A 12,655-nucleotide genomic window follows, 5' to 3' on the forward strand; every position below is an offset into this window, starting at 1 on the left:
AGCGCATCCGGTGGAGTTCAGTTCACGGTGCTTTCACCCAGGTCCACGGTGGCGGAGTGCTCGGCACCCTCGGCGTCCGCCCACGTCAAGGTCACGGAGTCACCCGGATCCGACGAGCCGACCTGATCGGAGAGTTCGGCGGAATCGGCCACCTCGGTGCCGTCCAGGACCGTGACGGTGTCGCCGGCCACCAGCCCTGCCGACTCGGCCGCGGATCCCGGGGCGACCTCCACCACGAGTGCGCCAGCGGCGGCATCCGTCACGGTGACCCCGAGCGCCCCGGAGGCGCCGACCTGCACGCTGTCCGACTCGGTGCCGGCCACGATCTGGTCCGCGATGCCCAGGGCCTCGGTGATCCCGATGCCGAAGCCGTTGACCTGTTCGGAGGTCTCCCCGGTGGAGGCCGCCGTGCTCATCCCGACGACCTGGCCGTCGTCGTCCACCAACGGCCCACCCGAATAACCGGGCACCACATCTGCGTCCGTCGCGATCAGCCCGGTCAGGTCCTCGGCGTCACCGAGCCGCTCCGCGGAGATGGACTGGTCCACGCCGGTCACCGTGCCGGAGACGGCGGTCAGGTAGCCCTGTCCGGAGCCGTTGCCCACGGCGGCCACGTCCTCCCCGGTATCCACGCCGGAGGGGTCCACGCTGGCGGTGTCCAAGCCGGAGGCATCCTGCAGCTGCAGCACCGCCACGTCATGGGCGGCATCCCGGCCCATCACCTCGGCCGTGTGGGTCTCACCGGTGTCCGCCACGGTGACCTCCACCTCGGAGGAGCCGTCCACCACGTGGTAGTTCGTCAGGGCGAGGCCATCCGCGCTCAGCACCATCCCCGAGCCGGCGCCCTCACCGTACGAGGTCTCGGTCTCCACCAGGAGCACGCCGGGGGCGTCCTGGACCTCGACGCCGGCATCCACCGGGGTGCCCTCGGCACCCGGGGCGTGGCTCGCGTCAGCCGGTGCGGCCTCCCCCTCCGGCACGGTGATGCCGTCGTGGGTGTGGTCCAGGGCCCCGGCCAGGGTCGCCGGGTCGGCGACGGTCTGCGCCGAGAGCTCGTTCCCCGAGGACGATCCACCGTTCGAGCCGCCGTTCGAGCCGCTGCCGGCGGCCGGTGAGGACGCGGCGGACGGGGACGGATCCGTGGCCACGGAATCGGCCACCACGCCACCCACGGCGCCGGCGACCAGGAGCCCGGCCGCTGTCATCGCGGCCACGGCCCCGCGCATCCGGCGCGGTCTCTTCGTCTCGGTCATCGCGTCCTCCTCGGAGTCGGCTGGTTCTTGGTCCGCCCACACACCACCATCACAGCCTCCGCGCCACGTGTGCCGTTCCTGTGACTGCGCTGGGTGGGCATCCGGACGCGTTGGCAAAGCTATCGCTTAACGATAGATTTGTGTCGAAAGACAATCGATGGAGGACTGTCATGCCCGCTTCCGTGTCCACCTCCGTACCGCGTTCCCTGGTGCTCGTCCTGCGGACCATGTTGGTGCTCGCCGCCACCGGCTCGCTCGTGGTCCTGGCGGTGATCCTGCCGCTGCTGTGGATCGACCTCGGCGCCGCGCCACCAGAGGTCGCCGTGTCCCTCATCGTGGTCCTGGCGCTGGGAGTGGTGAGCCTTCAGGTGGTCGGCGTCTGCATCTGGCGGCTGCTGACCCTCGTGCTGCGGGGTCGGATCTTCTCCCGGCAGGCCTTCCGCTCCGTGGACGTGATCACGGGGGCGATGGCCGGTGGTGGCGTGCTGTTGGTGGCCTTCGGGATCATCCTGAGCGGCGGCACCACCGCCCCGGGGCTCGTCCTGCTGATCGGTGGGGTGGCGTTGTTGGCCTTCGCGGCGGCCCTGACGGTCCACGTGGCCCGGCGGCTGCTGGCGCAGGCCGTGGAGCGCGACGATCAGGCCCGCCGCCTCGAGGACGAACTCTCGGAGGTGATCTGATGTCGATCGTGGTGGACGTGGACGTCATGATGGCCCGGCGCAAGATGTCCGCCGGCGAGCTGGCCGAGGCCGTCGGGATCACCCCGGCCAACCTGGCCGTGCTGAAGAACGGGCGTGCCAAGGCCGTGCGGTTCTCCACGCTGGCCGCGCTCTGCCGGGTGCTGGACTGCCAGCCGGGGGACCTGCTGCGCTGGGACGGAGCCGGCGGCGAGGTCGCCGGGGAGGGTGGCCCGGATGGCGGAACCGACTGACCGCGAGGCGCACGGAGCGCCCGACGAGCGCGCGGAGGGCGCGGACGTCATGGTGGTCGGTGCGGGGCTGGCGGGACTGCATGCCGCCACCCTGTTGGCCCGGTCCGGCAGGAGGGTGGTCCTCGCCGAGCGCCGCCCCACCCTGACCGGCACCGTCCGCACCACCGGGATCTTCGTGCGCCGCACCCTGGAGGACTTCGACCTGCCCGAGGAGCATCTCGGCCCGCCGATCCGCCGCATGGTGCTCTACCCGCCCGGATTGCGCGGCCCGGTCGAGCTGGCCAGCGAGAGGGACGAGTACCGCGTCGGGGACATGGGCCCGCTGTACGTGGACGCGGCCCGCGAGGCCGAGCGGGCCGGCGTCGAGCTGCGCCTCGCCACCCGCTTCCTGGGGCCGGCCGAGAGGTACGACGACGGCGCCCGGCAGGGCGGACCTGCCTACCTCCTCGAGGGGCCGGGTGGGCCGGCGCGGGTGCGGGCCCGGTACCTCGTGGGGGCGGACGGGGCGCGGTCCCGGGTGGCCCGCACGCTGGGACTGAGCCGGAACGCGGAACTGCTCGTGGGGGCCGAGGAGGTCTTCGCGGACCCAGACCCGGCCGTCGAGCCGGGGTTCCACTGCGTGGTGGACCCCCGGATCGCCCCCGGCTACCTGGCCTGGGTGCTGCGGGACGGCGAGCACATCCACCTCGGCACCGCCGGCTACGCGGAGCGCTTCCCGCGCGGGATGTATGCGGCGCTCCAGAGGTTCGCCGCGGCAGCCCCCGGAATGGACGGTGTGGTCCGTCCGGAGGCAGTGGAGAAGCGGGCGGGGCCCATCCCCGTGGGCGGCGTGCTGCCGCGGATCTCCTGCGCCGAGGGGCTGCTCGTGGGGGACGCCGCCGGGGCGGTCTCCCCGCTCACCGCCGGCGGGCTCGACCCCTGCCTGCGGCTGTCCGGGCACGCCGCCGAGATCCTGGACGAGGCCTTGCGTGCCGGCCGGCCCGAGGTCCTGGAGCACTACGACGGCGGCGCACTGCGGGCCCGGTTCCGCAAGCGGCTCCTGCTGCGGCAGGGCCTGGACGCCCTCCGCACCCCCGCGATGGCCTCCGCCGCCTTCACGGCGCTCCGGACCCCGCCGGGGCGTGCCCTGGCCCGCCGGATCCTCTTCGGCCACGGCTCATTTCCGCTGCCCTGACCTGGCCAGACCCCTCCGCTGGGTGGTCAGATCGTGCGGCAGTCTGGACCGGGATCGCCGCGGGAATTGACCACTCAGCCCATCCATCCCATCCAGCTCCTCCAGACCACCCGGCGGGAAGTTGAAATCTCAAGGAATGAATCGGAGGGGTCCCGGCGTTCTCCCTGACGTGACCGAGAATCCTGCCTCCCAGAGCCCTGCCGCGCTCGCGGCCCCGCGCCCCAACCCGTCCACCGAACGTGCCGACTCCGTGCCCGCCGGCACGCTCGAGTTCGGCCTGCACACCTTCGGGGACGTGACCCACACCGCCGAGGGGCAGCCCCTGAGCCACCCCGAGGTGCTGCGGAACGTGGTGGCCGAGGGCGTCATGGCAGACCAGTCCGGCGTGGACGTCATCGGCATCGGCGAGCACCACCGCCCCGACTACACCATCTCCTCGCCCGAGATGGTGCTCTCCGCCATCGCCGGGCAGACCGAGAACATCAAACTGATCTCCGCCGTCACCGTGCTCTCCTCGGATGACCCGGTGCGCGTCTACCAGCGCTTCGCCACCCTGGACGCCGTCTCGAACGGCCGGGCCGAGGTCTCCCTGGGCCGCGGCTCCTTCATCGAGTCCTTCCCGCTCTTCGGGTACGACCTGAAGGACTACGAGATGCTCTACGAGGAGAAGCTGGACCTCTTCTCCCACCTGCGCACCGAACGCCCCGTCACCTGGCAGGGCAACACCCGCGCCGCGCTGACCCGCCAGTCCGTGTTCCCCACGACGGCGCATGAGTTCGGCCTGCCCACCTGGGTGGCCGTCGGGGGCACCCCGACCTCCGTGGTGCGCGCGGCCACCTATGGCATGGGGCTCGAGTTGGCGATCATCGGCGGGGCGCCGGAGCGGTTCCGGCCCTTCGCCGAGCTCTACCGCCGCGAGATCGCCTCCCGCGGATTCGAGGCCCGGCGCGTGGCCCTGCACTCCCACGGATTCGTGGCCGCCACGGACGAGGAGGCCGCCGAGCGGTACTACCCGCACTGGGAGGCCTCCATGCGCAAGATGGGCGCCGAACGCGGCTGGCCCGCCCCCTCGCCCGCACAGTTCCGGCAGGAGATCACCCACGGCGCCCTGCACCTGGGCTCCCCGGAGACGGTGGCGCGGAAGGTGGCGGCGAGCGTCCGCGCCCTGGACGCCGGCCGCTTCGGCATGAAGTACGGCAACGGCTCCCTGCCGCACGAGTACATGATGGAGTCGATCGAGCTCTACGGATCGAAGGTCAAGCCGATGGTCCTGGACATGCTCTCCGGCTCCTGACCCTCCGCACCGACCAGTGGCATCACGAGAGCGATAACTGCGGATCGGCTCGGCGTGTCTCGACCTCTGGCGCGGCCGTGATCCCCGGGGTCAGGGGGTGCGCAGGGCGGCGGCGATGACCTGGACGAGGTGACGGCCCTGCAGGCCCGCGAGGTCCGCGACCTGGGTGCGGCAGGAGAACCCGTCGGCCAGGATCGGCTTGTCCGGCGAACGCTCCGCCGCGGCGAGGATGCCCTGCCGGGCGATCGTCTCCGAGACCTCGTAGTGGCCCTGCTCCATGCCGAAGTTCCCGGCCAGCCCGCAACACCCGTTGGACAGCTCCACGTCCACACCCATCGACTCCAGCAGGCCCCGGTCCGCGGCGTAGCCCATGACCGCGTGCTGATGGCAGTGCGGCTGGGCCAGCAGCTCCGCGTCCGCGGCGGTGACCCGCGGGGGCGTCCAGTCCAACTCAGCCAGCAGCTCGGCCACGGTCCGCACAGCGCTGGCCACCTCCCGCGCACCGGGGTGCTCGGGCAGCAACTCCACCAGGTCGGAGCGCAGCGCCGCGGTGCAGCTGGGCTCCAGTCCGACGACGGCCCGCCCCGCCCGCACGTGCGGCAGCAGGATCTCCACGGTCCGGCGCAGCTTCTGTTTCGCCGCGGTGAGCTGTCCGGTCGAGATCAGCGTGAGCCCGCAGCAGGCCTGCTCGCCGGCCGACTGCCCGACCACCTGCACCTCGCAGCCGGCGGCGTCCAACACCGTCAGGGCATCCGCGGGGATCTCCGGCGACAGCGCGTCCGAGAAGGAGTCCACCCACAGCACCACCGGCCGGCCGCCACCGGCCGGGGGAGCGACGCCCGCCTCCGACCAGCGGAACGGCGCCTTCGGCAGCAGCGGCAGGGAACGGCGGGGGTCCGCCCCCATCAGGGTCATCATGGCCCGCCGCACCGCCGGGACCCTCCCCGCGGCGTTGACCAGCGGGGCCAGCGGCGCCGCCAGCCGCAACCAGCCCGGCAGCCGCCCCAGCGTGTAGTGGGACAGCGGGCGCACCTTCCCCTGATACGTCCGGTGCAGGGTCTCGGACTTGTAGGTGGCCATGTCCACCCCCGTGGGGCAGTCGGTGGCGCAGGCTTTGCAGGACAGGCACAGGTCCAGGGCCTCGTGGACCTCGGGGGCGTCCCAGCCGAGCGTGACCACGGAGCCGTTGAGCATCTCCTGCAGCACCCGGGCCCGTCCGCGCGTGGAGTCCTTCTCGTCGCCGGTGGCCAGGTAGGACGGGCACATGAAGGTGCCCTGCTCCCGCAGGTCCGCCCGGCACTTGGCGATCCCCACGCAACGGTGCACGGCATCGGTGACGGAGCCGTCGTCGTGGGCGAAGGCGAAGCCGTCCGCGGCGCCCTCTGCGGCGGCGGCCGGGCGGCGCTGGGAGGCGTCCACGGGGTCCGGGTCCACCAGCACCCCCGGGTTCATCAGCCCCGCAGGATCCAACAGTGCCTTGAACTCGGTGAAGACCGCCAGCGCCTCGGGGGAGTACATGGCCGGCAGCAGCTCGCTGCGCGCCCGCCCGTCCCCGTGCTCGCCGGAGAGGGAGCCGCCGTAGCGGGCCACCAGGGCGGCGGCGGCCTCCATGAAACCACGGAACTCCGCGGTGCCGGCGGCGAAGGGGAAGTCGATGCGCATGTGGATGCAGCCGTCCCCGAAGTGCCCGTAGGCCAGGCCGGCCAGGCCGCGGGAGTCCATCAGCGTCTTCAGCTCGCGCAGGTAGTCGCCGAGGTGCTCGGGCGGCACGGCGGCGTCCTCCCAACCGGGCCAGGCCTGCGCGCCGGTGGCCGTGCGGACCGCGAGCCCGGAGCCGTCGGCCCGGATCTGCCAGAGTTTGGAGGCGTCCGGGCCGGCCGGCAGTACCACCGCCTCCAGGCCGTTCGCGGCGGCGACCATGGCCTCGGCGGCGGCCACCGCCTCGGCCTCGTCCGCCCCGCCGACCTCCACCATCAACCAGCCGCCGCCGGCCGGCAGCTCCGGGATGCCCGAGCCGGTGGGGGAGCGGCGCACCACCTCGACCATCTCCGCCGAGAGCCCCTCCAGGGCCAGCGGGCGGTGGGGCAGCAGGTGGGGGACGTCGTCCGCGGCGGCCGGCATGTCCGGGTAACCGATCACGGCCAGCGCGGGTGCCGGCGCGCGCGGCACCAGGTCCACCTCGGCCTCGAGCAACACCCCGCACGTGCCCTCGGTCCCCACCAGCGCGGCGGCCAGGTCCCGGCCGTTCTCCGGCAGCAGGTGCTCCAGGCTGTAGCCGGAGATCTGCCGGTCGAAGCGCCCCAGCTCCGTGCGCAGCAGCTGCAGGTGCCGCTGGATGAAGGACTCCAGCCCGGGCACCCGGTCCACGGCCTCCTGCCCCGGGGACACGTCCAGGATCCGGCCGTCCGGCAGCAGCCACCGCAGCCGGCGCACGTTGTCCGCGGTGCGCCCGTAGGCCAGCCCGTGCGGCCCGCAGGCGTTGTTGCCGATCATCCCGCCGAGGGTGCAGCGGCTCGCCGAGGACGGATCCGGGCCGAAGCGCAACCCGTGCGGCGCCGCGGCGGCCTGCAGGTCCGTCAGGATCACGCCGGGCTGCACGACGGCGGAGCGCGCCGCGGCGTCGATCGAGACGATGCGGTTGAGGTGCTGGCCCACATCCAGCACCAGCCCCGGCCCCACGGCGTTGCCCGCGATCGAGGTGCCCCCACCCCGCGGGGTCACGGGCAGCCCGTGCCGGGCGGCGATGCGGACCGCGGTGATGACGTCGGCCTCGTCCAGCGGGCAGACCGCCACCTCGGGGGCCACGCGGTAGTTGGAGGCGTCCGAGCTGTACAGGGACCGGCGGAGCGAGGAGGTGAGGACCTCGCCGCGCACCTCTCGCTCCAGCTCGCGCACCACGTCCCGAAGGGTGTCCTGGGTGAGGTCCGGGGTGAGGTCTCGGACGGCGGTGTCCACGTGCATGGGTCCCTCCACAGGGTGGGTAGCGGCGGCAGTCGGTTCCGGCATGGTCCCGTCCCTGCACTGTGCCGGACGTCGCAGGTCATCACAAGGGCGAGGGGTCCTGTCTGAAGTACCCCGGGCAGGCCATACTGGAGACATGAGTGATCCAGCCAACACTCCGGCCCCACCCGCACCCGTGACCCCACCCGACTGGAAGCCCATCCTCGCCGCGCTCGGCAATGAGGCCGCCCGCAACGTCTTCGCCCTGGCGACCCTCGGCGAGCTGGATGCGGCCACCCGCGCCGGACTGAACGCCAAGGAGCAGAAGTCCGTCGCCGGCTGGCTTTCCCTGGGCATCCTGACCGAGGACGCGGAGGGCTCCGTCACCGTGGACGGCGCCGCCGTGCGGGCGCCGCTCACGGCACCCGCCGCCGCCGGGGCCGGGAGGGCGCGGGCCGGCGTCGGGAAATTCCTGGTCGCAGGGCGGGGACCGCGGATCGAGGCGATGCCCGCGTCTGTGGCGGAGCGCGCCGAACTGCTGGCGTGGGTGCGCGACCACGCGCTCGCCTCCGACGAGGTGCTGAGCGAGGAGCAGCTGAACCAGCGGCTGCACGTGTTCCACCCGGACGTGGCGATGCTGCGCCGCTACCTCGTGGATGCATCGCTGCTCGAGCGCACGGCCGCGGGGACCGAGTACGCGATCCCCGCCGACTCCCGGATCTCCTAGGCCGGCCTCCGCGACCGCTGGATTCCAGTGGTCAGGGCAGGTTCAGCGCCTCCCGCACGGTGCGGGCCACCGAGAGGGCCGTCAGCCCGGAGGTCTTCGGGTTCTCGGGGCTCGGCGCCGACTCGAAGCTCAGCTCGATCCGGCCCGCCGGACCGGTGGCGAAGATTTCGTGGCGGCTGCGTCCGGCCCCCGGATCGGCCACGAGCTCCACCCGCACCCGGTCCAGGGAGCGCCGCAACAGCTCGGCGTCCGCCGGGGAGGGCCCGACGCCGGCCCCGGCACCTCGCGAGGACACGTCACCCTGCGCCGTCCCGGCACCGGGCGCGGGGTCACCGGGCGGGAGTGCGGGGCGTCCCCGCGTGGCCCAGGCCAGCCCGACCGCCACATTGACGTTGGCCGGGAACCGCTCGATCGCGCTGGCGGGTCCGCCGGAGAACACCGTCACGGGGTCATCACCGGGTCGTAGGGCCCGCAGCTCGGCCTCCTGCGGGCCGGACATCCACGGCCGGAGCAGGGAGGTGGGGAGTTTGGCGGTGCGGATGCGCACCTCGTCCAGCCCGCCGGCGTCGGCCGCGGCGCCGAGCACGTCGAAGCCGCCGATGGCGCCGTTGGTCACCCAGAGTCGGCCTGGCCCGGCCAGCAGCCGGCGTGCGGTCTCCGGATCCGCCAGCGCGCCCACGCTGGTGAGGACCAGGTCGATCCCGGCGGCGATCACGCCCGGCCCGTACTCGGCGGCGGGTTCTACGCCGGCGCACTCCACCACCAGGTCCGCCTCCGCCAGCGCCTCGTCCCAGGTGGGGCAGTCCGTGTCCGTGCCGGTGGTGGAGAGCTCGACCCCCGGGATGGCCCGGTCGCGATGGGCGGAGACCTCCCGTTCGGCCGCGCACATCCGCAGCAGGCCGGCCTCCCGCTCCGGGGCCAGCAGCGTGGCCACGTGGCGGCCGATCGCGCCGAAGCCCAGCAGGAGCACGCGCGGACAGGCTGCGAGGGCGTCGGGAGCGGGGTGGGCGGGGGAGGCTGCGGGCGTCATGCCCACAGTCCACACCACGACCGTCCCGGCGCCGGCCATGTTGCGGCTCTGGACAGCCGGCCGATCAGATCATGGTGCGCGCCGCCTGCTGCACGGCGGCGGTCAGCCGGTCCAGGGCCTCCGTCCCGGCCGACCAGCGCTGCCAGTGCAGGGGCACCCGGGACTGGCCGAGCTGTGGGATGGTCACCAGATCCGGGTGGGTGCCCTCCAGGACCCCCTCCGGAAGCTGGCCCGCCGGGATCATGCCCCAGCCCAGGCCCGCCGCCACGGCGGCGTTGAACCCGCCCACGGTCGGCACCTGGTGGCGCGGCGGCTCAGCGGTGGGTGCCGCGGAATCCTCCACCCGCCCGGCCCGCCACGCGGCGAGCCGGCTGCGCTGCAGGTTGTCCCGGGTGCCGAAGTCCTGCACCGGCACGGCCCCGAAGTCCACCGTGCCGTCCTCCCCTCGGTGCCGGTCCAGCAGGGAGGAGGCCGCCACCGCGTGGTAGTCCATGGTGCCCAGCTCCATGGAGATGCAGCCGGAGACCGGGGCGGGGTGCTCGGTGACCGCCGCGATCACCGAGCCGGAACGGAGCAGCTCATGGGTGTGCTCCTGGTCCTCCAGGTGCAGCTGCAGCACCGCGTCGTCCCAGGTGGCGGCCTGGCGCAGCACCTCCACGAACCACGTGGCCAGCGAGTCGGCGTTGACCGCCACGGACAGCACGGTGCGCCCGCCCGTGCCACGTCCGAGCGAACGCCGGGTCTCGTCCTCCAGCACGGCCACCTGCCGGGCTAGCCGCAGCATCCGGTCTCCCGCCGACGTCGTACCCACCGGGACGGTGCGCGTCAGCAGCACCTGGCCGGCGTCCTTCTCCAAGGCCTTGATGCGCTGGGAGAAGGCTGATCCGGAGATCCGCAGGGCGTCGGCGGCGGAATCGAAGGTGCCCTCGTCCACGGCGGCGGCGAGGGCACGCAGGTGATCGGTGTTCATGAAGGAAAGCTTAATACCCTGAAGGATATGCAGGTGGAACGGAAGCCGCAGGTCAACCTACCGTGATTGTTGTGACGATCTTCCTGACCGGTCTGTTGACCTGCCTCGCCCTCATCGTGGCCATCGGTGCCCAGAGCCTGTTCATCATGCGCCAGGCCATCCGCCGCGACCGCCTCCTGCTGGCGCTCGCCGTCTGCCTGGTGGGGGACATCGTGCTGATCACGGCCGGTACGGCCGGCGTCGGCGTGATCGCCGAGAACGCCCCCTGGCTGCTCGAAGTCCTGAAGTGGGGCGGCGTGGCCTACCTGCTCTGGTTTGCGTTCTCCTCCTTCCGCTCCGCGTTCGCCACCCGCCGGTCCATGACGGTGGACGAGGACGAGACGGCGGGGGTGCGGTCACAGGGCGCGGGGCACGACGACGGCGCGCGGCCGGCTGCCGACGTCGCCGACGAGGTGGCCGGCGGGACCCGAGGGGGCGAGCCCGCGCTGGTGGGCGCCGGGGCCGGCGTCGCGCCTGGGGCCGGGAACCGGCGGGGGAGCGGCGGCGGACCGTCGACCGGGACCCTGGCCGTGGTCTCGGACCAGCGGCGGCTGTCCGTGCGGATGGAGCGCTCCGGCTCCCCCCGGCGCGCGCCGAGCCCCGTCTGGACCGTGGTGCTGACCGCCCTGAGTGTCTCGCTGTTGAACCCGCACGCGATCCTGGACACGGTGGTCATGCTGGGCACCCTCGCCAACTCCTACGGGGCGCAGAAGTGGGTCTTCGCCGGCGGCGCGCTGGCGGGCTCGGCGCTCTGGTTCCTGACCCTGGGCTTCGGCGTCCGCGCGCTCGCACCGCTGCTGGACACCCCGCGCACGTGGAAGATCGTGGACCTCGTGGTCGGCTCGGTGATGGTGTTCATCGCCGGCGGCCTCGCCTTCGGCTGATCCGGCTCCGCATTCCGCGTGGCGGGAAGAGACCTCGCCGCCGCACTGTTGCCCCAGATGATGGACACGTCGTCGACAAGGAGCACAGCATGAAGATCGGCATCATCGGAGCCACCGGCATGGCCGGCCAGGAGATCTACCGCGAGGCGGTGCGCCGCGGCGAGGAGGCCGTGGCGCTGGTCCGCGACGCAGCCAAGGCGAGGGAGCTGCTGGGGGCCGAGGCCGCCGTCGTGGAGAAGGACGCCTTCGAGCTGACCGCCGCGGACCTGGCCGGCTTCGACGCGGTGGTCGACGCCTTCGGCACCTCGCCGGAACAGGCTTACACCCACAACGACCTCACGAAGCAGCTGGTGGCGGCTGCGCCCGCCGCGGACGAGGCATCCCCGCGCCTGGTGTTCATCCTCGGGGCCGGGTCCCTGACCAACCCGGAGACCGGGCGGCTGGCGATCGAGGACATCCGCAGCGCCCCCGGCTCCGAGGCCTGGATCAGCATCCCGGAGGCGGCCCTGGAGCAGCTGGAGTATCTGCGCACCGTGGACTCGGCGGAGTGGGTGGGGGTCTCCCCGCAGATGATGTTCACCCCCGGCGAGGCCACCACGCCACAGGTGGGCCGGGACTCCCTGCTGACCGCCGCTGACGGGGGCTCCCACACCACGGCCGGCACCATGGCCGTGGGCATCCTCGACGAGCTGCAGCACCCGTCCTACCGCAACACCCGGTTCACCGTCTCGGACGCCTGACTCCATCGCCGCCCCGGGCAACTGGAGTCAGCGGCGCTGGGACGGCTCGTGGCCGCGGGCGTCGAAGTCCAGGGCGCCGGGGCCGCGGAACCGCTCGGCGGGCACCGGCCGCCCGGCCAGGGCCATGATGAGGTCCTTGGCGGTGCCCTCCACCTCCGGCCCGGCGCCGACCCAGTGGTGCACGTCCCGGGCCACCAGGGTCAGCCCGCGGGCGCGCGCCTTGGAGGGGACCGTGAAGTTCGAGGACTCGAAGAACTGGAGCAGCGTCACCAGGACCTCGTCCGAGTAGCCCCGGTGCAGGCCGAGGGGCTGCCGGATGTCCTCGCCGTGGATGACCACCTCGCCCAGCCAGGCCGGCAGGGTCCCGGTCGGGGAGACGGTGGAGTCGATCGTCGCGCGGAACCGCTCCAGCGTGTCCGCCGGCGTGGGGCCCAGCCGCTCCTGGAGCCGCCGCTGGTTGTGGGTGTCCGCATTGAACCCGGCCCCGACGATGCTGCGGATCCAGGCCCAGAAGCCGATCGATGCCCCGGCTGTCAGATGGGCCACGACCTCCTCCACGGTCCAGGCGGTGGCGAGGGTGTGCCGCTTCCACTGCTCCTCGTCCAGACCCGCCAGATCCTCCGCGAGGGCGGTGCGTTCGGCGTGGATGAGCTCCCAGAGGTGGTTCACGCTC

General features: G+C 73.1%; 12 protein-coding genes. 7 read left to right on the forward strand and 5 right to left on the reverse strand.

What is annotated here, in order from left to right; translation table 11 throughout:
• Positions 1–17: 17 nt before the first annotated feature.
• Positions 18–1,253, reverse strand: coding sequence for a trypsin-like peptidase domain-containing protein (locus tag AB0K08_RS00900; protein WP_363350718.1), 1,236 nt, complete (start codon positions 1,251–1,253; stop codon positions 18–20).
• Positions 1,254–1,423: 170 nt separating this feature from the next.
• Here AB0K08_RS00900 and AB0K08_RS00905 point away from each other — a divergent pair, with 170 nt between their 5' ends.
• The 4 genes from AB0K08_RS00905 to AB0K08_RS00920 all read left to right on the forward strand — a co-directional run bounded on the left by AB0K08_RS00905 (position 1,424) and on the right by AB0K08_RS00920 (position 4,652).
• Positions 1,424–1,933, forward strand: a complete 510-nt coding sequence (locus AB0K08_RS00905) for a DUF2975 domain-containing protein (RefSeq protein WP_363350720.1) — start codon at positions 1,424–1,426, stop codon at positions 1,931–1,933.
• Positions 1,933–2,184 carry a helix-turn-helix transcriptional regulator gene (locus AB0K08_RS00910; RefSeq protein WP_363350722.1) on the forward strand — a complete coding sequence of 84 codons (252 nt, stop codon included), beginning with the start codon at positions 1,933–1,935 and terminating at the stop codon, positions 2,182–2,184. Before AB0K08_RS00905 ends, AB0K08_RS00910 begins: the two co-directional genes overlap by 1 nt.
• Entirely contained in the window at positions 2,168–3,358 is a 1,191-nt protein-coding gene (locus AB0K08_RS00915) for an NAD(P)/FAD-dependent oxidoreductase (protein ID WP_363350724.1), read from the forward strand. Before AB0K08_RS00910 ends, AB0K08_RS00915 begins: the two co-directional genes overlap by 17 nt.
• 250 nt (positions 3,359–3,608) lie before the next feature.
• Entirely contained in the window at positions 3,609–4,652 is a 1,044-nt protein-coding gene (locus tag AB0K08_RS00920; protein ID WP_363351818.1) for an LLM class flavin-dependent oxidoreductase, read from the forward strand.
• A 90-nt stretch (positions 4,653–4,742) separates the two neighbouring features.
• Here AB0K08_RS00920 and AB0K08_RS00925 read toward each other — a convergent pair whose 3' ends face one another.
• Positions 4,743–7,658 carry an FAD-binding and (Fe-S)-binding domain-containing protein gene (locus AB0K08_RS00925; protein WP_363350726.1) on the reverse strand — a complete coding sequence of 972 codons (2,916 nt, stop codon included), beginning with the start codon at positions 7,656–7,658 and terminating at the stop codon, positions 4,743–4,745.
• 91 nt (positions 7,659–7,749) lie between these two features.
• Between AB0K08_RS00925 and AB0K08_RS00930 the strand changes: the two genes are divergently transcribed.
• Positions 7,750–8,319 carry a DUF2087 domain-containing protein gene (locus AB0K08_RS00930; protein ID WP_363350728.1) on the forward strand — a complete coding sequence of 190 codons (570 nt, stop codon included), beginning with the start codon at positions 7,750–7,752 and terminating at the stop codon, positions 8,317–8,319.
• Positions 8,320–8,350: 31 nt separating this feature from the next.
• Here AB0K08_RS00930 and AB0K08_RS00935 read toward each other — a convergent pair whose 3' ends face one another.
• Both AB0K08_RS00935 and AB0K08_RS00940 read right to left on the reverse strand, forming a co-directional pair.
• Entirely contained in the window at positions 8,351–9,349 is a 999-nt protein-coding gene (locus AB0K08_RS00935; protein WP_363350730.1) for an aspartate dehydrogenase domain-containing protein, read from the reverse strand.
• Positions 9,350–9,413: 64 nt separating this feature from the next.
• The gene (locus AB0K08_RS00940) at positions 9,414–10,319 is read right to left on the reverse strand and encodes an ArgP/LysG family DNA-binding transcriptional regulator (RefSeq protein WP_363350732.1); all 906 of its coding nucleotides are present in this window, start codon (positions 10,317–10,319) and stop codon (positions 9,414–9,416) included.
• A gap of 71 nt (positions 10,320–10,390) precedes the next feature.
• On the opposite strand from AB0K08_RS00940, the gene AB0K08_RS00945 reads away from it, so the two are divergent.
• Together AB0K08_RS00945 and AB0K08_RS00950 are read left to right on the forward strand one after the other, a co-directional pair.
• Positions 10,391–11,242 carry a LysE family transporter gene (locus tag AB0K08_RS00945; RefSeq protein WP_363350734.1) on the forward strand — a complete coding sequence of 284 codons (852 nt, stop codon included), beginning with the start codon at positions 10,391–10,393 and terminating at the stop codon, positions 11,240–11,242.
• An 89-nt stretch (positions 11,243–11,331) separates the two neighbouring features.
• Positions 11,332–11,982, forward strand: a complete 651-nt coding sequence (locus tag AB0K08_RS00950) for an NAD(P)H-binding protein (RefSeq protein WP_363350736.1) — start codon at positions 11,332–11,334, stop codon at positions 11,980–11,982.
• A 27-nt stretch (positions 11,983–12,009) separates the two neighbouring features.
• Here AB0K08_RS00950 and AB0K08_RS00955 read toward each other — a convergent pair whose 3' ends face one another.
• Entirely contained in the window at positions 12,010–12,651 is a 642-nt protein-coding gene (locus AB0K08_RS00955) for a maleylpyruvate isomerase family mycothiol-dependent enzyme (RefSeq protein ID WP_363350738.1), read from the reverse strand.
• Positions 12,652–12,655 lie beyond the last annotated feature (4 nt).

The organism is Citricoccus sp. NPDC055426, from assembly GCF_040677445.1.
Classification (GTDB): domain Bacteria; phylum Actinomycetota; class Actinomycetes; order Actinomycetales; family Micrococcaceae; genus Citricoccus.